We start from the raw sequence: 20,384 nt of genomic DNA, 5'->3' as shown, positions 1-20,384 counted from the left end.
CCACGGCTCCTTCGGTCAGGGCCTTGCAACGGGACGAATCCGTTCTGATTCCAGGGCTCCGCGGCTTCCCGCCTTCCGGGCTTCAGGACGCGGAGCGCGGTGCGGTGCTCGCGCGGAGCGTGAGGTGCGGGACGAGCAGGGTGGCCTCCGGAACTGGCGACCCGCCCAGCTTCTTCATCAGCAGTTCCACCGCCCGCTCACCCACCTCGGCGGACGGGATGGCGACGGACGTGACCGGTACCCGGGCGCCGGCGGCCTGTTCCTCCGGGCAGATCGCGGTGAGGGACAGATCGTCGGGTACGCGCAGGCCGAGCGAACCGAAGGCGTCGATCAGCGGCTCGAGGACCGCCTCGTTGTGCACGACCACCCCGGTCAGCGCGGGCTGCTCGCGCAGCAGTCGCTCGGCGACCCCGCGCGCGGCGGCCGGCGCGGCCTCGCACGGGTGCACCGACGACACCAGCCGGTGCCGGTCGGCCGCCGCGGTGAACCCCTGCACCACCCGCTGTGCGAACCCGGTGCCCCGCACGTACACCTCCGGCGGCGACCCCACCAGCGCGACGACCCGGTGTCCGAGTCCCGCCAGGTGCTCCACGCACAGTTCACCAGCCGCCATGAAGTCGAGGTCGATGCAGGTCAGCCCCTGCGGGGAGGCAGGGAAGCCGATCAGCACGGACGGCCGGTCCAGGGCCCGCAGCAGCGGCAGCCGCGGATCGTGCAACTGGACGTCCATCACGATCAGCGCGTCCACCAGCGCCGTGTCCGCCACCCGCCGCAGACCCTCCTCGCCCTCCTCCTGGGTGAGCAGCAGCACGTCGTGGTCGTGCCGGCGTGCGGCCGTCACCACCGACACCGCGAACTGCATCACCACCGGGACGTTGATCCCGGAGCGCAGCGGCATCACCAGCGCCAGCACGTTGGACCGGCTGCTGGCCAGCGCGCGGGCGCCGGCGTGCGGGCGGTAGCCCAGCTCGCGGATGGCCTCCTCGATGCGCAGCCGGGTCTCCTCGGAGATGGGGCGCTTGCCGCTGAGGGCGTACGAGACGGTGCTGGGGGAGACCCCCGCGTGCCGGGCCACGTCCGTGATCTTCACCATGTCAGTCCAGCTCCTGTGGGGGGAGGAACCATCACTCCGACTCCAGCTCCAGCGAGAGGAACCCGGTGCCCGCCGCCGCACGGGCGGTCCGCTCACCGCTCGCCAGGGCCCAGGGCGCCCGGGGATCGCTGCAGGAGGCGCGCAGTGTCCTCCCCTCCCGTACGACGGTGAAGGTCACGTCCCCGACGGGCACCGTCACCTGCGCGCCCTGCGGGAGCCCGAACGCGCGCAGGGTGACCCCGTCGGCGTACGGATAGTCGGGGCGGTCGTCCACCGCGCCGACCGGGATCACCGCACCCGGCCTGACCAGGAGCGGAACGCTGGAGAACCCGTGCCGTTCCCGCACCCAGCGCGGGCCGGTCACCGTCCGCCCGGTCAGGTAGTCGGTCCAGGTGCCCTCGGGCACGTAGTAGGAGACATCCCCCTCGTCGCTGAAGACCGGCGCGACCAGCAGGTCCGGGCCGAGCATGTACTGCCGCTCCAGGTGCGCGCAGCCGGGGTCGTCCGGGAACTCCAGCACCATCGCCCGCATCATCGGCACGCCCTCGGCCTGGGCGGTGCGCGCGGCCTCGTACAGGTACGGCATCAGGCGCAGCTTGAGCCGGGTGAAGTGCCGCAGCACGTCCACGGACTCCTCGTCGAACAGCCACGGCACCCGGTAGGAGGAGCTGCCGTGCAGCCGGCTGTGCGAGGACAGCAGCCCGAAGGCCAGCCACCGCTTGAACAGCGCCGGGGTCGGCGTGCCCTCGAAGCCGCCGATGTCGTGGCTCCAGAAACCGAAGCCCGACAGACCGAGGCTGAGCCCGCCGCGCAGCGACTCGGCCATCGACTCGTACGTGGCCTCGCAGTCGCCGCCCCAGTGCACGGGGAACTTCTGGCTGCCCGCGGTCGCCGAGCGGGCGAAGACCACGGCCTCCTGCTCACCGCGGTGCTTGCGCAGCACCTCGAAGACGGTGCGGTTGTACAGGTACGTGTAGTAGTTGTGCATCCGCTCCGGGTCGGAGCCGTCCGCGTAGGCCACGTCGACCGGGATGCGCTCCCCGAAGTCGGTCTTGAAGCAGTCGACGCCCTGGGCGAGCAGCGCCTCCAGCTTGGCGGCGTACCAGTCACGGGCGTCGGGGCTGGTGAAGTCGACCAGGGCCATGCCCGGCTGCCACAGGTCCCACTGCCACACGCTGCCGTCCGGCTTCTTCAGCAGATGGCCCAGGGCCTTGCCCTCGGCGAACAGCGGCGAGCGCTGCGCGATGTAGGGGTTGATCCACACGCACACCCGCAGCCCGCGCTCCTTCAGGCGGGAGAGCATGCCCTCCGGGTCGGGGAAGACCCGCGGGTCCCACTGGAAGTCGCACCAGTTGAACTCGCGCATCCAGAAGCAGTCGAAGTGGAAGACCGACAGCGGAAGTTCGCGTTCCTTCATGCCGTCGATGAAGGAGGTGACCGTGGCCTCGTCGTAGGAGGTGGTGAAGGAGGTCGACAGCCACAGGCCGAACGACCAGGCGGGCGGCAGGGCCGGGCGGCCGGTGAGGGCCGTGTACTTGCGCAGGATGTCCTTCGGGGTGGGCCCGTAGATGACGTAGTACGTCAACTGCTGGCTCTCCACGCTGAACTGGACCCGCGACACCGCCTCCGAGCCGACCTCGAAGGACACCTTGCCCGGGTGGTCGACGAACACGCCGTAGCCCGCGTCCGTCAGGAAGAACGGGACGTTCTTGTAGGCCTGTTCGGTGGCGGTGCCGCCGTCCGCGTTCCAGATGTCGACGACCTGGCCGTTCTTCACCAGCGGCCCGAAGCGTTCGCCGAGGCCGTAGACCGAGGTGCCGACGCCGAGGTTGAGTTGTTCGCGCAGGTAGTGGGCGCCGGTGGCGTCGCGCATGATGCCCATGTTCTTGGGGCCGCTGGTGGTGAGGGTGCGGCCGTGGGCGAGGAAGTCGACGTGCCAGGCGCCGGTGCGGGCGACGCGGACGGAGAGGGCGCCCGCGGTGAGGGTGGCCGTCTCCTCGTCGTACTCGGCGTGCGGCGTGAAGTCGTCGTCCCGCTGGATCTCGAACCTCGGCCCCCGGGACTGCTCTCCCTCGAAGTGCGTGAAGGTCAGGCCGATGACGTCCGGCATCGGCGCGTGGGCGCTGATCGTCACGACCGGTCCCTTCAGCAGGTCGCCGCGGTGGCGGATGGGCTGGGTCGGAGCGTGGATCTCCAGGGCGCCCGGGGGCGCGGTCACGTCCAGGACCTGCACCGGGTGGGCCGAGGTGACGCCTTCGCGCAGCAGCCAGTAGCCGTCGGTGAACTTCAAGCGTGCCCCCTACTTGACGGCACCCACGGCGATGCCGCGGGTGAGAGTCCGCTGGAAGACGAGGAAGAAGACGATGGCGGGCAGGACGCCCAGCAGGGCCGCCGCGTTGGTCATCGTGGCGTCCATCAGACGCTGGCCCTGCAGGACGCCGAGCGCCACCGACACCGTCTGGTTGTCGTTGGAGATCAGCATGACCAGGGGCAGCAGGAACTCGTTCCACGTCCAGATGAAGAAGAAGACGAGCAGCACTCCGATCGTGGGCCGGCTGACCGGGACCACGATCCGCCAGAGCACCTGCCACTTGTTCGCCCCGTCGATCCGGGCGGCCTCGATGATCTCGCGCGGGAACTGCCCGAGGACGGAGGAGAGCAGATAGGTGCCGAAGGCGGCCTGGATCACCGTGAAGACGATGATCACGCTCAGCCGGGTGTCGTAGAGGCCGGCCTGCTTGCTGAGGTAGTACAACGGGTAGACCAGCGCCTCCTGCGGCAGCACGTTGGCGAGCACGAAGAAGGCCAGCACCCAGGTGCGTCCCTTGATGCGGCCGATGCCGATCGCGTACGCGTTCAGCACGGACAGCACCGCCGCGAGGACGGCCACCGAGCCGCTGATGAGGAAGGAGTTGAGGAGCTTCTGGCCGTAGTCGACGCGCTGCCAGAAGTCCTTCAGACCGTCCAGGTACAGGCCCTTCGGCAGGCTCAGCGGCCCGTGCTGGGAGTACTCGGCGGGGGACTTCACGGCGTTGACGGCGACGATCAGGAAGGGCAGCACCATGAACAGGGCCGCGATGCACAGGGCGACGAGAACGGGGTAGCGGCCGAGGGCCGTGCGGGGCCGCGTGCGGATCTCGGTGCGTACGGCGGTCATGCGCGGGCCCCTTCCTCGGCGTCCTCGGCGCGGGTCTGCAGCTTCAGGCCCACCATCGCGAGGAGCAGGATGATCACGGTGAGGACGGTGGAGATCGCGGCGCCGTACCCGGCCTGGGTCTTCTCGAAGAAGGTGGTGAAGGAGAAGTACGACGGGACGTCGGTCGCCCCGCCGGGGCCGCCCTTCGTCAGCACGTACACCGCTCCGAACACCTTCAGCGCCGCGACCGTGCACCAGGTCAGCACCACATAGATCTCCGGCCTGATCTGCGGCAGCGTGATGTGCCAGAAGCGGCGCCACCAGCCGGCGCCGTCCAGTTCGGCCGCCTCGTACAACTGCGGGTCGACGCGCTGGAGCCCCGCCATGAAGACGACCAGCGGGAAGCCGATCTGCACCCACACCATCACCCCCATGACGCTGTAGAGGGCGACGTCCGGGTCGCCGAGCCAGTCCTGCTGCCAGGAGCCGAGGCCGACCGCCTTCAGCAGCGCGTTCAGGGAGCCGTTGTCGGAGGCGAGGATCCAGCTCCAGACGATGCCGGCGACGGCGATCGGCAGCACCTGCGGGAGGTAGAAGCAGGCGCGCAGCACGGCGGCCGTCCTGCTGCCGAAGTGCTTGCCGATGTAGTCGAACAGCGCGGCGGCGAGGACGAGTCCGATCATCGTCGGGACGACCGCCATGGCGACGACCATGAACAGGCTGTGCCGGAACGACGCCCAGAACTCGCTGTCGTCGAGCAGTCGGCGGTAGTTGTCGAGCCCGGTCCACTTCGGCGAGCCGATGCCGCTCCACTCGGTGAAGCCGATGCCCGTGTTCATCAGGAACGGGACGATGATCACGGCGAGGAACGCGAGCATGCCGGGGAGCAGGAAGAGCGCGTACGAGGTCTGGGAGCGGGGGCGGCGCGGGCCGGTGTGCGGGCGCTTGCCGACGGCCCGCGCACCCCGTTCGGTGGTGATCGTCATTGCTTCGGCACGCCCTGGTCGTACGCCTTCTGCAGCGCGCTGAGACAGGCGTCGGGCTGCTCACTGCCCGTGATCAGTTTCTGGGTCTCGGAGATGAGGGTGTCGTAGAAGCCGGGGACGGGCCAGTCGGGGTAGAAGGCCAGGCCGTCGCGCTGGGAGAGGGTGTTGAAGTTGGCGATGAGGGTCTTGGCCTGCGGGTCGGTGATGGCGTTGGGGTCGGCCGCGACCGGGACGCCGCCCTTGTTGCCCAGCAGGTTCTGGATCTTCGGCGACATGGTGATGTCGATGAAGTCGTAGGCGAGGTCCTTGTTCTTGGAGCCCTTGGGGACGACCCACATGTTGCCGCCGGACCCGAGCGTGAGGTTGGAACCGGGCCACAGGAAGGTGCCCCAGTCGAACTTGTTCTCCGCCTTGAAGCGGCCGTACCACCAACTGCCGGAGAACAGGATCGGGTTCTTGCCCTGGATGAAGGCGACGCCCGCGTCCTCGGACTTCGTGCCGCTGGACGTCTTGCTGATGTAGCCCTTCTTCACCCAGTCGGCGAAGGTCGTCGCGCCGTACGTCCAGGCCGCGTCGTGGAAGTCGGTCTTGCCCTTGTACAGCTGGTACCTGTCGACCCACGAGCGGTCGGCCTTCGACAGGGCGAGCTGGTACAGGTACTGCTGGGCCACGTACTCGGCGCCGGCGTTGGCGAGCGGGGTGATGCCCTTGGCGACGAACTTGTCCATCGCGGACGTCAGGTCGTCGAACGTCTTCGGCTCGGCGATCCCGTACTTCTTGAACAGGTCCTTGTTGTAGAAGACCATGGTGTACTCGGCGTAATTGGGTATTCCGTACCATTTGCCGGAGCCCATGATGCCGTTGGCGTCGTACCGGCTGATGGTCTTCACGCCCTCGCTGAGCTTCTTGTCCCAGCCGCGCTTGGTGACCTCGGGAGTCAGATCGGTGAGAAGTCCCTGCTTGGACAGCAGGCCCGCCGTCGCGTTGCCCTTGCTGTACTCCATGATGTCGGGCGCGTCGGAGGAGTTGAGGACCATGGGCGCGGTCTTCTGTATCTGTTCGAAGCCCTTCTCCTCGAACTTCACCTTCACGCCCGGGTGCTTGGCCTCGAACTCCTTGATGGCCTCGTTCCAGGCGGCGCCCATCGCGCTGTCCGGACCCTCGAAGTGCCACAGCTTGAGCGTCTTGCTGTCGGAAGAGCCGCTGTCCGAGCCACCGCAGGAGGCCAGGAGCAGGGATCCGGACAGGACCACCGCAGCCGTCGCCGCCACACGCCGTCGTGTTGTCAACATCCAGTGCCTCCGCGGGAGTCGGATGGGTGTCGGAGCCATCACGCATGGCTCATCGAATCGCTTCGACGGGGGAAGGTATGTGGGCGTTCTGACCGCGTCAATGGGTGGCGCACGAATCGGTGCGGATTCCTTCGACCGCCCTGTGCCCGAGGGTGATCGCCAGGGCGACGCCCGCGGCGGTCGCGGGGAGGGCGAAACCGGCGGTGGGGGACAGGTGCTCCACCGCCCAGCCGCCGACGGCGGAACCGCAGGCCACGCCCCCGAGCAGGGCCGTCACGGCGAGGGTCATGCCTTCGTTCGAACGGCCCTCGGGGGTGCGCCGCTGGACCAGCACCATCGCCGTGACCATCGTCGGGGCGGTGGCCATGCCCGCGAGCAGCAGGGCGGGCGCGAGGGCGACGAGGGAACCGGTGGTGCGTGCCGCGAGCAGGGGCAGGGTCATGAGGGCCGTCATCGCCGCGAGGCACCACGCGTAGCGGCGCTCGGCGGGGCCGGTGGGCCGCAGCGCGCCGTAGAGCAGTCCGGCGGCGCACGAACCGGCGGCCTGGAGGGCGAGGACCGGGCCGGCGGCCGCCTTGTGCCCCTGGGCGTCCGCGAACGCCACGGTGGCGACCTCCATCGCGCCGAACACCGCGCCGGTGGCCAGCAGGCCGAGCAGGAGCGGGGGCATACCGGGGGCGCGCAGCGGGGGCCGGGTGCCCGGACGGCGGCTCGGCGGCGGTTCCGTGGCGCGCCGGCTGGTGAAGATCAGCATGCCGCTGAGCAGCAGGAAGGCGCCGGTCAGAGAGCCGGCCTCCGGGAAGAGCCGGGTGCAGAGGAAGGCGGCGAGCACCGGGCCGAGCAGGTAGCACATCTCGTCGGCGGCCTGCTCGAAGGAGTTCGCCGTGTGCAGGGCGTCCGGGGCGTCCCGGAACAGGTGGGCCCAGCGGGCGCGGGACAGACCGCCGATGTTGGGGGTGGTGGCGGTGGCCGCCTGTGCGGCGAACAGGGTCCAGGCGGGGGCGTCGTAGTGCACGCACAGGACCAGTGCGAGGCTCCCGAGCAGCGCGAACAGCGTGGCGGGCAGGGCGATCCGGGCCTGGCCGTGCCGGTCCACGAGCCGTGCCACCCAGGGCGCGACCGCGGCGGTGGCCACGAGGCCGGTGGCGGTGACCGCTCCGGCGAGGGCGTACGAGCCCCGGGAACCGGCGATCATGATGACCGAGCTCACGCTGAACATGCCGATGGGCAGCCTGGCTATGAGGTTCCCGACCGTGAAGGCGCGGGTGCCGGGGTGGGTGAACAACCGGCGGTAGGGGTTGCGCGGGGCGGACGCCGGGCCGGCGGTGCGCGGGGTGAGGTCGGCGGCGACGAGGGTGTCCTGGGTGACGGTGAACAGCAGTGGTCTGCGGGAGGAGGGCTGCGGCATGCGGGAAGCGTCGCCCGGCCCGTGACCTGGGGTCCAACACTTACTCCGTGGCGATTGACGCACCTGGGTTGTAAGTTCGCCGGATGCCCGCCGCCACCGTCGACCCACGCCTGCTCCGCGCGTTCCTCGCCGTCGCGGAGGAACTGCACTTCACGCGCGCCGCGACCCGCCTCTACCTCGCCCAGCAGGCGTTGAGCCGGGACATCCGCAGACTGGAGCGGGAGTTGGGCACCGAACTGTTCGTCCGTACCACACGGCAGGTCACGCTGACCCCCGAGGGCGAGCGCCTGCTGCCGTACGCGCGCCGCGTGCTGGACGCGCAGGACGAACTCCTCGCCGCCTTCGGGCAGGCACGGCCGCTGCTGGTGGACCTGAACTCCCCGGGGCTGGTCACCGGACGCCGGGTGCTGCACAGGGCTCGTGCGCTCGTCCCCGATCTGGAGTTGATGGCCCGCTACGAGAGCGGTCTGACGTATGCCGCGGCCGAAGTGCTCGCGGGCCGGCTCGACGCGTCGTTCGGCCGGTTCGCGGGCCTCCCCCCGGCGCTGCGGGCCGGACTCGACCAGCAGCCCGTGCGGTACGAGCCGATGGCGGTCGTCCTGCCCGAGGGCCACCGCCTGGCGTCGCTGGAGGCGGTGCCGCTGGCCGCCCTTGCCGGGGAGACGGTGTACGCGGGCGCCGGGAACCCGCGCACCCCGGAGTGGACCGACCTCGCGCACCGTCTGTTCGACGGGCGGGACATCCGGGTCGCGCCGCCGGTTCCGCTGGCCGTCGGGGACGAGGAGTTCCAGCGGATCATGGCGAGGACGGGCCATCCGATTCTCGCCGTGGTGGACTTCCCGGCGCTGCCCGGCACGGTGCGGCGTCCGCTCGTCGATCCCGTACCCCTCTCACCTGTCTCGCTGGTGTGGCGACAAGGGCTGACGCATCCGGGACTCGACGCGCTTCGACGGGCCTCGGCCGAGGTCGCCGCAGCGGAGGGGTGGCTGCGGCGGCCCGTGGATGGATGGATTCCAGCCAATGACGCGGAGACCATGAGTACCCGGAATTAGCGCATCGGAACCACACATCCCCCACATGCGCTACATTCATGGCCCGGGCAAGGACTTGGTAAGAGGGGGGCGCTCGGGCCAGGTGGGGGCCTGGTCCGGTCGACGGGTGTCCGGGGTCGTAGGCGCGCCCGGAACTGTCCCGTGGGGGGATGTGCGCGCGTGGAAAAGTGGCGGGAAGACGCCCAACCGGAATGGCCCGATGCCGCATCGGCGACCCGAGAAGTCCCAGTCGGCGGGCATGACATCCGTTCCTTTGCGGAGTTCGGCGGAACGGAGACGCTGCGCGCGGGTGCGGGCCTGACGGGCATGGACGCGACCGAGGTCCTGCCACGAGCCGGTGCGGGCGCGGGCGCCGGCCTGCCGGACCTCACCGAGACGGAACTCCTTCCGAGGGCCGCGCGGCGCGCGGGCCTGCCGGAGGCCACCGAGACGGAGGTCCTTCACCGGGCCGGTCGCGCGGGCCGCCCCGGTGTCACCGAGGCCGAGTCCGTCGTCAAGGCCGGTGCCGGCGCGCGACGTGCGGAGGTCACCGGGACCGAGCTTCCTCCTCCCAGGGCCGCCGGTCGCCCCGGCCTGCCGGACCCGGCCGGGACCCAGGTCATCCCCGCACAGCGCGGCGGCACCGCCCGCCGGGACGCCCGGCACGGCTCGGCCGACACCGAGCACACCCACGACCCGCACGAGGTGACCGTCCAGCTCGACGGCACCGGTTGGCGGTTCGGAGCCGGACCCGGGCAGGCCGAGCACGGGGAGCCCGGCGGCCGGGAGGGCTCCGAGGGCCCGGTCTTCGTGGACGAGTCCGGACGGCGCGGGCGCCGACTGCGCCGTATCGGCATCGCCATCGGTCTCGCCTGCGCCGCCTACGCCGCCGTCATCGTCGCCACCCTGCTGTCGGGCAACTCCGCCGCGCCCTGGCTGCCGGTGCCGAGGGAGCAGGAGGACGTGCCGGCGAGCAAGGTCGACAGCCCGCCGCTGCCCTCCCGGTCCGCGCAGCCGTCCGTGTCGGGCAGCCCCGCCCCGGGCGTGAGCGCGTCGGCGAGCGGTGCCACAACCGCGTCGCCGGGCCGCAGCGCCGACGCGCCCGGTGCCTCCGCGAGCCCAGGACGTCCGGGCACCTCCGCCGATCCCGGGCCGTCCGCCACGAGCACCACCAGGAACCCGGGGTCCGGCGTGACGCCGAGTCCGCGCCAGTCGGTGCCCGTCTCGATCCCGTCGGCCGCGAGCCCCTCGGCGGGCGGCGACCCCTCGCCCGATCCGTCGCCGAGCCCGGACGGCGGCAGCACGGGCCCGGGCATGGGCAGCGTCGCCGACGGTCCGAGCACGCCGACGCCGGTGGCCGAGGGCCCGGACACGAACACCCCCGTCGCCGAAGACGCCGCCGGGTCCTCCTCGCTCTCCCGTTCCCCGGAGTACGTCCTCTGATGGCATCCCGCACCCGCCGTCGCGGTGCCGCGCCCGGCGCCCCCGACGGTGCCCGGCGCCGCCGCGTGCCCATGCGCCTTCTGCTGCCCACGCTCCTCCTCGTCGCCCTCGTGACGATGCTGATGCTGCGCGGTTTCGTGCACAGCGAGATCCTCGCCGACCACCGCATCCGGCCCGAGGCGGCCACCGGCCACGTCCCGGAGCAGATCCTGGACGGCGGCCCGGTCATCGACACCCGCAGCGGCCGCACCGGCACCATTCGTGTGCCGGACCACCGCCTGGTCCTCACCTTCGACGACGGTCCCGACCCCACGTGGACGCCCAAGGTCCTCGACGTGCTGAAGAAGCACCACGCGCACGCGGTCTTCTTCGTCACCGGCACCATGGCCTCGCGCTACCCCGACCTCGTCGCCCGCATGGTGGCGGAGGGCCACGAGGTCGGCCTGCACACCTTCAACCACCCCGACCTGTCCTACCAGTCGAAGCGCCGCATCGACTGGGAGCTGTCCACGAACCAGCTCGCGATCAGCGGGGCGGCCGGTGTGCGCACGTCCCTCTTCCGGCCGCCGTACTCCTCCTTCGCCGACGCCATGGACGACAAGTCCTGGCCGGTGACCGACTACATCGGCAGCCGCGGCTACATCACCGTCGTCAACGACACCGACAGCGAGGACTGGCAGAAGCCCGGCGTCGCCGAGATCATCCGCCGTGCCACCCCGCACGGCGGCAAGGGCGCGATCGTCCTGATGCACGACTCCGGGGGCGACCGCCACCAGACGGTGCAGGCGCTGGACCGGTTCCTGCCCGGACTCCAGGCCGAGGGCTACCGGTTCCAGAACCTCACCGAGGCGCTCGGCGCGCCCAGCGCGCTCACCCCGGTCACCGGCCTCGACGCGTGGAAGGGCAAGGCGTGGATCTTCCTGGTCCAGGCCTCCGAGAAGGTCACCGACGTCATGGTGGTCTGCCTCGCGGTGGTCGGCAGCCTCGTCATCGGCCGCTTCGTGCTGATGCTCCTGCTCTCCGGCGTCCACGCGCGCCGGGTGCGCCGCCGCGGCTTCCGCTGGGGGCCGCCGGTCACCGAACCGGTGTCGGTGCTGGTGCCCGCGTACAACGAGGCCAAGTGCATCGAGAACACCGTCCGTTCCCTGATGACGAGCGAGCACCCCATCGAGGTGGTCGTCGTCGACGACGGCTCCACCGACGGCACGGCCCGGATCGTGGAGGCGATGGGCCTGCCCGACGTGCGTGTCGTACGGCAGCTCAACGCGGGCAAGCCGGCCGCCCTCAACCGCGGTGTGGCGAACGCCCGTTACGACCTGGTCGTGATGATGGACGGCGACACGGTCTTCGAACCGGCCACCGTCCGGGAACTGGTCCAGCCCTTCGCCGACCCGCGCGTCGGCGCGGTCGCGGGCAACGCGAAGGTCGGCAACAAGAACTCCCTCATCGGCGCGTGGCAGCACATCGAGTACGTGATGGGCTTCAACCTCGACCGCCGCATGTACGACATCCTGCGCTGCATGCCGACGATCCCCGGCGCGGTCGGGGCGTTCCGCAGGTCCGCGCTGGAACGGGTGGGCGGCATGAGCGACGACACGCTCGCCGAGGACACCGACATCACCATGGCGCTGCACCGGGACGGCTGGCGGGTGGTGTACGCCGAGAACGCCCGCGCCTGGACGGAGGCGCCGGAGACGGTCCAGCAGCTGTGGTCCCAGCGCTACCGCTGGTCGTACGGCACCATGCAGGCCATCTGGAAGCACCGGGGGGCGCTGCTGGAGCGCGGCCCGTCCGGGCGCTTCGGCCGGGTGGGTCTTCCCCTGGTCTCCCTGTTCATGGTGGTGGCCCCGCTGCTGGCCCCGCTCATCGACGTCTTCCTGCTGTACGGCGTGGTGTTCGGCCCGACGCAGAAGACGGTCGTGGCGTGGCTGGGCGTCCTGGCGATCCAGGCCGCCTGCGCGGCGTACGCCTTCCGCCTCGACCGCGAACGCATGACACACCTGCTCTCGCTCCCCCTGCAGCAGATCCTCTACCGCCAGCTCATGTACGTCGTGCTGCTCCAGTCCTGGATCACGGCGCTCACCGGCGGCCGGCTGCGCTGGCAGAAGCTGCGGCGCACCGGTGTCGTGGAGGCGCCGAGCGGCTCCGTGGCGCACCCGCGGCCGCACGGTGATCGGAGGCCCGTGGCATGACCCGCGGCTACACCACCGGCACGGGCGCGGACCCGGAGCCGACGACGGCGTACGGCATCCCGCAGCAGCGGGAGGCGGAGAAGAAGAGCCCCGAAGCCCGCACACCGGACCGCGACCGCTACCTGGACCTCCTGCGCTCCCTGGCCCTGGTCCGGGTCGTGGTCTACCACCTCTTCGGCTGGGCCTGGCTGACCGTGCTCTTCCCCTCGATGGGCGTGATGTTCGCCCTGGCGGGCTCCCTGATGGCCCGCTCCCTCAGCCGCCCGGCAGCGAGTGTGATCAGGAGCCGGGTGCGCAGGCTGCTGCCGCCGCTGTGGGCGTTCAGCGCGGTCGTCCTGACGCTGATGTTCGCGGGCGGCTGGAACCCGCTGAAGGACCGGGACCACGGCGGCACCTGGGGCCTGCTCGGCCTGGTCGACTATGTGATCCCGGTCGGCGCCCCGCCCTTCCCCTGGCACCTGGGCGCCAAGTCGGGGCTGCTGGAGGACACCTGGGCGGTGCAGGCGGTGGGGCCGCTGTGGTACCTGCGCGCATACCTGTGGTTCGTGGTGGCCTCGCCGTTGCTCCTGTGGGCGTTCCGGAAAGCTCCCTGGCCGACACTGCTGGCACCGCTCGGCCTGACGGCGATCGTCGGCACGGGCCTGGTGACGATCCCCGGTGAGACGGGCAACGCGGTGACGGACTTCGCGGTCTACGGCGGCTGCTGGGTCCTCGGCTTCGCCTACCACGAGGGCCTTCTGGCCCGCGTCCCCCGCTATGTCGCCGTCTCCTGCTCGGCCCTGCTGATGGCGTTCGGCCTGTGGTGGGCGTCGGGCCACCAGGGCCCCGACGGCTGGGACCTGAACGACATCCCGCTGGCCCAGGCGACCTGGTCCTTCGGGTTCGTCGTCATCCTCCTCCAGTACTCCCCGTCCTGGCAGGAACTCCCGGGCCGGCTGCGCCGCTGGGACAGGCTGGTGACCCTGTCCAACAACCGCGCGGTCACGATCTACCTGTGGCACAACATGCTGATCATGGCCACGGTCCCGATCCTGGACCAGCTCTACAAGCTCCCGTTCCTGCAGGCCGACAGCGCGGTGGCGGCGCTGGACGCGACGTACACGCTCTGGATGTTCGTCCTGATCTGGCCGCTGATCGGCCTGGCGATCCTGGCGTTCGGCTGGATCGAGGACAAGGCGGCCAGGCGGAGCCCGAGGCTGTGGCCGAACGGGGCGGCACGGCACGGAACGGGACGGAACGGTACGGGACGGAGCGGGACGGCGGGACGCAGGCGGGCCGGGTCCGTGTGAGACCCGGGCAGAACCAGGGCCGTCCGGTGAGCGGGGACGCACCGGACGGCCCTGGTGTCTCACGGACGGCTACACCGCCAGCCAGGCCGCCTGCTCCGGTGCCAGCAGGCCGTCCTCGACGGGACCGCTCGCCAGCAGGACCGAGGTGTGGTCGGGCAGCCGGTACGCCTCGGACGAGAGGTTGACCACGCAGACGAAGCCGGGTTCGCGGCGCAGGGCGAGGACTCCGGCGGGAGCGTCCAGCCAGACCAGAGTGCCGTCGCCGAGCGCCGGGTGCTCACGGCGCACGCGCAGGGCGCGACGGTAGAGCTCCAGCATCGACCTCTCGTCGCCGCTCTGCGCCTCCACGCTGCGCTCGCCCCAGTCGGCGGGCTGCGGCAGCCAGGGCGCGGCGGAGGCCCCCTCGGGGCTGAAGCCGAACGGCGCGCTGTGCCCGGACCAGGGGATCGGCACCCGGCAGCCGTCACGGCCGCGCTCCGTGTGTCCTGAGCGCTCCCAGATCGGGTCCTGCAGGACGGACTCGGGCAGGTCCTCGACCTCCGGCAGGCCGAGCTCCTCGCCCTGGTAGATGTAGGCGCCGCCGGGCAGGGCGAGCATCAGCAGGGCGGCCGCACGGGCGCGCCGGATACCCAGCTCCAGGTCCAGGGGGCCTTCGGGCTCGTAGCGTTCGTTGGCCAGCCACCGCTTGACGGTCCTGCGGCCGTAGCGGCTGACGTGGCGCATGACGTCGTGGTTGGACAGCACCCAGGTGGCCGGTGCGCCGACCGCCCCGAGCATGGCGAGCGAGTCGTCGATGACCGCGCGCAGGTCCTTCGCGTCCCAGCTCGCCATCAGGAAGTCGAAGTTGAACGCGGTGTGCAGGCCGTCCCGGCGGACGTAGGCGGCGAGCCGCTCGGGGGTGTCCGCCCACGCCTCTGCCACGAACGACCGGTCGCCGGGGAACTCGTCGGCCACCTTGCGCCAGGCGCGGTAGATCTCGTGGACCTCGTCACGGTCCCAGTGGGGGTGGTCGACGTGCTGCCGGATGCGCTCCTCCGTGTCGTCCCGGCGGGAGAGCGGGCCGAGCACCCCCGCCGGCTCGGGGCGCGGCGGCAGGTCGGGCAGTTCGGGGTGCTTGACGAGTCCGTGCGCCACGTCGATACGGAACCCGTCCACGCCCCGGCTGAACCAGAACCGCAGGATCGACTCGAACTCGGCCCTCACCTCGGGGTGTTCCCAGTTGAGGTCGGGCTGCTCGGGGGCGAACAGGTGCAGGTACCACTCGCCGTCCGGCAGCCGTGTCCAGGCGGGGCCGCCGAAGCAGGAGACCCAGTCGTTGGGCGGCTCGGCGCCGTCGGGGCCGCGGCCGGGCCGGAAGACGTAGCGCTCCCGCTCGGGGCTGCCCGGCCCCGCCGCCAGGGCCGCCCGGAACCAGGCGTGCTGGTCGGAGGTGTGGTTGGGCACGATGTCGGGGATGACGCGGATCCCGTGCCGGTGCGCCTCCTCGATGAGCTCCTCCGCCTCGGCCACCGTGCCGAACAGCGGGTCGATCTCACGGAAGTCCGCCACGTCGTAACCGTGGTCCGCCATCGGCGACTTGTACCACGGGTTGATCCAGATGGCGTCGACCCCGAGCGACTTCAGATACGGCAGACGGGAGCGGATGCCGGCGATGTCGCCGACGCCGTCACCGTTTCCGTCGGCGAAGCTGCGGATGTAGATCTGATAGATGACGGCGCTGCGCCACCACGGTGCGGTACCGGACATACGAGTGCGTTGCTCCTTGGACGTCGGGAAGGGGCGGCGCGGCGCCGGTGCTACTTGGCCGCGCCTGCGGTGAGTCCGGCGACGATACGGCGCTGGAAGAGCAGCACCATGATCACCAGCGGGATGGTGACGATGACGCCGGCCGCCATCTGGCTGCCGAACGGCGTCTGGTACGTCGTGGCTCCGGAGAACTTCGAGATGGCGACCGTCGCGGTCTGCATGCCGGGCTTGTTGGTCATCGACAGGGCGATGAGGAACTCGTTCCAGGCGGCGATGAACGTGATGATCGCGGTGGTGAAGATGCCGGGCGCGGCGAGCGGGATGATGACCTTGCGGAACGCCTGGCCGCGGGTGCAGCCGTCGACCATCGCGGCGTGCTCCAGCTCGTCCGGCATCTGGCGGAAGAACGTGGTCAGGTTCCACACCGCGAGCGGCAGCGCGAAGGACATGCTCGGCACGATCATGGCCTGGTAGGTGTTGATCCAGCCGATGTCCGTGAACAGCTTCAGCAGCGGAACCACGATCGACACCACCGGGAACATCGAGGTGGCGATGATCAGGGTGAGGATCAGCCGCTTGAACCGGAAGTCCAGCCGGGCCATCGCGTACGCGGTGAACGTGGCCAGCAGCAGCGCCAGTGCCGTGGTGACGCCGGCGACGACGAGGCTGTTGAGCAGCGCGCGCGAGAACCCCTGGGAGGGGTTGAACACCGCCCGGTAGTTCTCGAACGACAGCGGCGAGGGAAACAGCGAGGTGCTGAAGATGTCGTCGTTGCGCCGAAGGCTGGAGACCACCATCCAGTAGAACGGGGCCAGGCAGTAGGCGACCACCACGGCGACACCCACATAGGGCAGCCGCTGTCGCCAGGTCGTTGTGAGGGTCATGCCGTCACCTCCGCACGGCGCAGCGCCACGGCGCCACGGCGCCCGGTCCGGCGCTCGCGCCCGCCGCGGACGCCGCCGTCGCCGACGAGGTCGGCGCCCAGCAGCCGGACGAAGGCGAGCGCGATGAGGAAGACGTAGAGGAAGAGGAGCACCGCGTAGGCGGAGGCCGGTCCGAAGCGGACGTTGGACGCCTCGTTCTGCGCCAGCATCGACAGGGTTTCCACCGAGTTCTTCTGCGCACCGATGAGGATGTAGGGCAGGTCGAACATCCGCAGCGCGTCCAGGCACCGGAACAGCACCGCCACCAGCAGCGCGGGCTTCACCAGGGGCAGGGTGATGTGCCAGAACCGGCCCCAGGCGCGGGCCCCGTCGATCCGGGCCGCCTCGAAGACCTCCTTCGGGATCACCTGCAGTCCTGCCAGGACCAGCAGCCCGATGAACGGGGCGGTCTTCCACACGTCGGCGATGATGACCGCGATCTTGGCCGAGAAGCCGTCGGCGGTCCACAGGACCTGGTGGCCGACGAGGACGTTGGCGATGCCGTCGGCGTTGAAGATCCACCGCCACAGCAGGCCGGAGATGGCCGTGGGAATCGCCCAGGGCACGAGGATGCTCGCCCGCACCAGGCCCCGGCCCCGGAACGCCTTGTGCATGATCAGCGCCATGGCCACACCGATCACCGTCTCCAGCGAGACGGTGACGACGGTGAAGAGGGTGGTGTTCCAGAAGGCGTTCCAGAACCGGTCACCGGCCTGGGTGAAGATGTCGGTGTAGTTCTTCAGGCCCACGAACGGCTCGGTGTTGGCGATGAAGCCGGTCTTGGGGTCCAGCCCCTTCGGTCCGTACAGCGACTCGTGCAGTGCCATGAGCGTCGGATAGATCACGACGATCGTCAGCACCAGGAGCGTGGGGGAGACCAGCAGTGCCGCCAGCCGCCCCGTGCCCGTGGTCGCGCGGGCCCGTGTGCGTCCGAGGTTCACCAGCGCGGAGGGCCGCCCGGGGCGGTCGACCGCCCCGGGCTCCCGCCCGGCCGTTCCGGACGGGATCTTGGTGTCGGCCATGACCCGTGTCCTCACTGCGCCGTCAGCTTCTGCAGGTCCGCCTGCAGATCCTTCAGGGCCTGCGCACTGCTCTTGCTGCCGGACAGGGCGGCGTAGGCCTCCTTCTCGATCGCCGACGTCACGTCCCCGTACTGCACGACCCGCGGGCGCGGCACGGCATGCAGGATGGACTGCTTGAGGACGGGCAGGTACGGATACTGCTTGTCCAGCGACGCGTCGTCGTACAGGTTCGTGTACGGCGGGGCGAGGGAGGCGTTCTTCAGGAAGTAGCTCGCGCTCTCCTCACTGCTGAAGAACTTCATGAAGTCCAGGGCCGTCGCCTTGTTCTTCGCGAACGACGACAGGGCCAGGTTGTGACCGCCGAGGCTGGAGGAGCCGGGCCCGTTCAGGCCGGGCAGCGGCGCGACCGCGAACTTCCCCCCGATCGGGCTCTTCTGGGCCAGCGCGTACACGTACGGCCAGTTGCGCAGGAACACGAGCTTGCCGGACTGGAACGCCTGGCGGCCGTCCTCCTCCTGGTAGGTGATGGCCTCCTTGGGGATGGTCCCGTCCTTGAAGGAGTCGACGAGGAAGTCCAGGCCCTTCTTCGCCTGCGGGGTGTCGACGTCCGGCTTGCCGTTCGCGTCGGTGACCTGGCCGCCCGCGGAGTTCACGGCCTCGGAGAAGTTCACCGTGAGGCCCTCGTACTTCTGGAACTGCCCGGCGTAGCAGGACATGTCCTTGGCCTCGGGCAGCTTCTTCACCTTGGCGCAGTCGGCCGTCATCTGGGACCAGGTCGACGGAGGGCTGGTGATGCCGGCCTTCTTCAGCAGGTCGCTGCGGTAGTACAGCAGGCCGCCGTCGGAGCTGCCCGGGACCGCGTACAGCCCGCCTCGGTACTTCGCGGTCTCCACCACCGGCTTCAGCATGTTCTGCAGCGGGAACTGTGTGTCGGGCAGACGGTCGATCCACTGGTGGGCGGCGAACTCCGACGTCCACACGACGTCGAGGGAGAGCACCGTGTAGGCGTCGGACTTCGTCTCCGCGTTCTGGATCATCTGCTGCCGCTGCGAGTCCGCGTCCGTCGGCAGCTGGATGAAGGTGACCTTCTCCTTCGGGTGCAGCTTGTTCCAGCGGTCGATGATCGTCTGGATGGTGCCGGTGGTGTCCTTGCCGGCCACGTACGTGATGGGACCACGGCCCTTGAACGACATGCTCTGGGCGTCCTGTCCCGAGCTGCCGCCGCTGCCCCCGGACGAGCCGCAAGCGGTGAGGAGCAGTCCGGCGGCGACGAGCGTCGCCGAACACTGAAGGGCTCTGGTGGTCCTGGTCATCACTGTCTCTCTCCTGGTCGTGCGGAACCGAAGGCGCGCCTGACAGTGCTGTCACGGGGTGCGCTCCTTCAAAAGCGCAGGTCGCAGCCTTCAATATCGACTGCGTGGAAGCGCCTTGCATGGCGTCGTGACAACGCTTGCACGCTAGGAGCGCCCCTAGGGGAAGTCAATCCATAAGTCATCGATATTTCGGATAGATTTAGATGGGCATCGCAGTAACTTACGGTTGAAAACGGGCATATCTACCCCTTGAGAGGGTTGTGGCAGCGCTTTCACAAGCCAGCTCTCGCATGCCTGTTTCTGTGCTAACTTCCGCTCATGTCTCCAGCTCAGCGGCACTCCACGATGGCCGACGTGGCCGAACGGGCAGGGGTCTCCCTGTCGACGGTCTCCCGCACCCTGCGCGGCATGACGTCCGTCTCGCCCGAGGTCCGCGCCCGGGTCGAACAGGCCGCGCGCGAGCTGAACTTCGCGGTCTCGCGGCAGGCCGCCAGCCTGGTCACGGGCAGGACCGGAGTCGTGGCGGTCCTTGTGCCCACGCTCAACTCGTGGTTCATGGGTTCGGCTCTGTCCACCCTCGGCCCGCTGCTGCGTGCGTCCGGAATGGAGCTGATGGTCTATGTGATCCCCAACCTGGCCGAGCGCACTTCGTTCTTCGAGCATCTCCCCGCCCGGCGGAACGCCGACGCGCTGCTGGTGTTCGCCTTCGACCTCACCGATGCGGAGATGGCGCGACTGGACGACCTGGGGATGCCGGTCATCTACGTCAGCCAGCACGTGGAGGGCCGCCCGAGCGTGTACGTCGACGACGTGGCCGGAGCCCGCAAGGCCACGCGCCACCTGCTCAACCTCGGACACCGCCGCATCGCCTTCGCGCAGACCGCGACCATCAGCGGCTTCAGCTTCAGCTCGCGGGAACGGATGTACGGCTACCGGCAGGCGCTCTCCGAGGTCGGCATACCCCTGGACGACGAGCTGGTGGTCGCCATGGCGGTCCACGACAAGCGCGGCATCGTGGCGGGGGTCGGGCATCTGCTGAGCCTGCGGGAGCCGCCCACCGCGGTCTTCGTCGAGCAGGACGAGCTCGCCTCGGCCGTCGTCTCCACCTTGCGCAGGGCGCGGATAGACGTGCCCGAGCGGATGTCCGTCATCGGCTTCGACGACCACCAGGTTGCGGAGTGGTTCGATCTGTCCACGGTCGCCCAGTCACCCTCGGACATGGGCCGGGTGGCCGGGGAACTCGCACTGAAGCTGATCGACGACCCCGAGGCCGACCGCACGCGCCACGTCGTCCTGCCCACCCATCTGATCCCTCGTGCGACCACCGCGCCCCTGGTGCCTCAGGGCGAGCGGGAGGACTCCATCTGATCCGCGCGGGCTGATCCGCACCGGGCAGCCCACGACCGGAGGCCGTGCCAGGCCCTGGGCCGCGTCCGGTGACCGGGTGGAGCAGCGCCCCGGCGCGGCGCAACCGGCCGCGAGCCCCAGAGCGGGAAGGGGATCACCACCG

The 20,384-nt window shown here is 70.3% G+C and carries 15 protein-coding genes; 5 read left to right on the top strand and 10 right to left on the bottom strand.

Annotated features, from left to right (window positions below):
- Window positions 1–82: 82 nt before the first annotated feature.
- From C3488_RS19325 to C3488_RS19300, 6 genes are all read right to left on the bottom strand, one after another.
- Window positions 83–1,093 (bottom strand): LacI family DNA-binding transcriptional regulator, encoded by a 1,011-nt coding sequence (locus C3488_RS19325; protein ID WP_103841053.1) that lies wholly within the window; start codon window positions 1,091–1,093, stop codon window positions 83–85.
- A gap of 31 nt (window positions 1,094–1,124) precedes the next feature.
- A complete protein-coding gene (gene yicI, locus C3488_RS19320; protein WP_103841051.1) occupies window positions 1,125–3,383 on the bottom strand; it encodes an alpha-xylosidase in 2,259 nt (752 codons plus the stop codon).
- Between the two features lie 9 nt (window positions 3,384–3,392).
- On the bottom strand, window positions 3,393–4,250 hold the full coding sequence (locus C3488_RS19315; protein WP_103841049.1) for a carbohydrate ABC transporter permease: 858 nt from the start codon (window positions 4,248–4,250) through the stop codon (window positions 3,393–3,395).
- Window positions 4,247–5,215 carry a carbohydrate ABC transporter permease gene (locus C3488_RS19310; RefSeq protein WP_103841047.1) on the bottom strand — a complete coding sequence of 323 codons (969 nt, stop codon included), beginning with the start codon at window positions 5,213–5,215 and terminating at the stop codon, window positions 4,247–4,249. Before C3488_RS19310 ends, C3488_RS19315 begins: the two co-directional genes overlap by 4 nt.
- Window positions 5,212–6,507 carry an extracellular solute-binding protein gene (locus C3488_RS19305; protein WP_103841045.1) on the bottom strand — a complete coding sequence of 432 codons (1,296 nt, stop codon included), beginning with the start codon at window positions 6,505–6,507 and terminating at the stop codon, window positions 5,212–5,214. Before C3488_RS19305 ends, C3488_RS19310 begins: the two co-directional genes overlap by 4 nt.
- Before the next feature lie 97 nt (window positions 6,508–6,604).
- Window positions 6,605–7,915: an MFS transporter gene (locus C3488_RS19300; protein ID WP_103841043.1), complete on the bottom strand. Its 1,311-nt coding sequence runs from the start codon at window positions 7,913–7,915 to the stop codon at window positions 6,605–6,607.
- Window positions 7,916–7,998: 83 nt separating this feature from the next.
- On the opposite strand from C3488_RS19300, the gene C3488_RS19295 reads away from it, so the two are divergent.
- The 4 genes from C3488_RS19295 (at window position 7,999) to C3488_RS19280 (ending at window position 13,870) form a co-directional block, all read left to right on the top strand.
- Window positions 7,999–8,967 carry a LysR family transcriptional regulator gene (locus C3488_RS19295; protein WP_103841041.1) on the top strand — a complete coding sequence of 323 codons (969 nt, stop codon included), beginning with the start codon at window positions 7,999–8,001 and terminating at the stop codon, window positions 8,965–8,967.
- A 306-nt stretch (window positions 8,968–9,273) separates the two neighbouring features.
- Complete coding sequence (locus C3488_RS19290; RefSeq protein ID WP_103841040.1) at window positions 9,274–10,389, top strand: hypothetical protein; 1,116 nt, start codon at window positions 9,274–9,276, stop codon at window positions 10,387–10,389.
- Window positions 10,389–12,581, top strand: coding sequence for a glycosyltransferase (locus C3488_RS19285; RefSeq protein ID WP_103841038.1), 2,193 nt, complete (start codon window positions 10,389–10,391; stop codon window positions 12,579–12,581). Before C3488_RS19290 ends, C3488_RS19285 begins: the two co-directional genes overlap by 1 nt.
- Window positions 12,578–13,870, top strand: coding sequence for an acyltransferase (locus C3488_RS19280; protein WP_103841035.1), 1,293 nt, complete (start codon window positions 12,578–12,580; stop codon window positions 13,868–13,870). The genes C3488_RS19285 and C3488_RS19280 overlap by 4 nt, the downstream gene beginning before the upstream one ends.
- Before the next feature lie 69 nt (window positions 13,871–13,939).
- On the opposite strand, the gene C3488_RS19275 is transcribed toward C3488_RS19280, so the two are convergent.
- The 4 genes from C3488_RS19275 to C3488_RS19260 are packed head-to-tail and all read right to left on the bottom strand — an operon-like array spanning window position 13,940 to window position 18,874.
- Window positions 13,940–15,616: a glycoside hydrolase family 13 protein gene (locus C3488_RS19275; protein WP_103841033.1), complete on the bottom strand. Its 1,677-nt coding sequence runs from the start codon at window positions 15,614–15,616 to the stop codon at window positions 13,940–13,942.
- Window positions 15,617–15,666: 50 nt separating this feature from the next.
- Window positions 15,667–16,500: a carbohydrate ABC transporter permease gene (locus C3488_RS19270; protein ID WP_103841031.1), complete on the bottom strand. Its 834-nt coding sequence runs from the start codon at window positions 16,498–16,500 to the stop codon at window positions 15,667–15,669.
- On the bottom strand, window positions 16,497–17,561 hold the full coding sequence (locus C3488_RS19265) for a carbohydrate ABC transporter permease (protein WP_103841029.1): 1,065 nt from the start codon (window positions 17,559–17,561) through the stop codon (window positions 16,497–16,499). The genes C3488_RS19270 and C3488_RS19265 overlap by 4 nt, the downstream gene beginning before the upstream one ends.
- Window positions 17,562–17,572: 11 nt before the next feature.
- Window positions 17,573–18,874 (bottom strand): ABC transporter substrate-binding protein, encoded by a 1,302-nt coding sequence (locus tag C3488_RS19260; protein WP_103841027.1) that lies wholly within the window; start codon window positions 18,872–18,874, stop codon window positions 17,573–17,575.
- Window positions 18,875–19,192: 318 nt separating this feature from the next.
- On the opposite strand from C3488_RS19260, the gene C3488_RS19255 reads away from it, so the two are divergent.
- A complete protein-coding gene (locus tag C3488_RS19255; RefSeq protein WP_308460675.1) occupies window positions 19,193–20,242 on the top strand; it encodes a LacI family DNA-binding transcriptional regulator in 1,050 nt (349 codons plus the stop codon).
- Window positions 20,243–20,384: the final 142 nt, after the last annotated feature.

The organism is Streptomyces sp. Ru72 (assembly GCF_002920635.1).
In the GTDB taxonomy this organism is placed as follows: Bacteria; Actinomycetota; Actinomycetes; order Streptomycetales; family Streptomycetaceae; genus Streptomyces.
The sequence above is the reverse complement of the archived record's forward strand: the minus strand, read 5'-3'. Positions and strand labels throughout refer to the sequence as shown.

What these genes read in the sequence shown, in the direction of transcription:
- C3488_RS19325 (WP_103841053.1), bottom strand. Translation starts at nt 1,093, where the DNA reads ATGGTGAAGATCACGGACGTGGCCCGGCACGCGGGGGTCTCCCCCAGC.
- C3488_RS19315 (WP_103841049.1), bottom strand. Translation starts at nt 4,250, where the DNA reads ATGACCGCCGTACGCACCGAGATCCGCACGCGGCCCCGCACGGCCCTC.
- C3488_RS19310 (WP_103841047.1), bottom strand. Translation starts at nt 5,215, where the DNA reads ATGACGATCACCACCGAACGGGGTGCGCGGGCCGTCGGCAAGCGCCCG.
- C3488_RS19305 (WP_103841045.1), bottom strand. Translation starts at nt 6,507, where the DNA reads ATGTTGACAACACGACGGCGTGTGGCGGCGACGGCTGCGGTGGTCCTG.
- C3488_RS19300 (WP_103841043.1), bottom strand. Translation starts at nt 7,915, where the DNA reads ATGCCGCAGCCCTCCTCCCGCAGACCACTGCTGTTCACCGTCACCCAG.
- C3488_RS19295 (WP_103841041.1), top strand. Translation starts at nt 7,999, where the DNA reads ATGCCCGCCGCCACCGTCGACCCACGCCTGCTCCGCGCGTTCCTCGCC.
- C3488_RS19290 (WP_103841040.1), top strand. Translation starts at nt 9,274, where the DNA reads ATGGACGCGACCGAGGTCCTGCCACGAGCCGGTGCGGGCGCGGGCGCC.
- C3488_RS19285 (WP_103841038.1), top strand. Translation starts at nt 10,389, where the DNA reads ATGGCATCCCGCACCCGCCGTCGCGGTGCCGCGCCCGGCGCCCCCGAC.
- C3488_RS19280 (WP_103841035.1), top strand. Translation starts at nt 12,578, where the DNA reads ATGACCCGCGGCTACACCACCGGCACGGGCGCGGACCCGGAGCCGACG.
- C3488_RS19275 (WP_103841033.1), bottom strand. Translation starts at nt 15,616, where the DNA reads ATGTCCGGTACCGCACCGTGGTGGCGCAGCGCCGTCATCTATCAGATC.
- C3488_RS19270 (WP_103841031.1), bottom strand. Translation starts at nt 16,500, where the DNA reads ATGACCCTCACAACGACCTGGCGACAGCGGCTGCCCTATGTGGGTGTC.
- C3488_RS19265 (WP_103841029.1), bottom strand. Translation starts at nt 17,561, where the DNA reads ATGGCCGACACCAAGATCCCGTCCGGAACGGCCGGGCGGGAGCCCGGG.
- C3488_RS19260 (WP_103841027.1), bottom strand. Translation starts at nt 18,874, where the DNA reads ATGACCAGGACCACCAGAGCCCTTCAGTGTTCGGCGACGCTCGTCGCC.
- C3488_RS19255 (WP_308460675.1), top strand. Translation starts at nt 19,193, where the DNA reads ATGTCTCCAGCTCAGCGGCACTCCACGATGGCCGACGTGGCCGAACGG.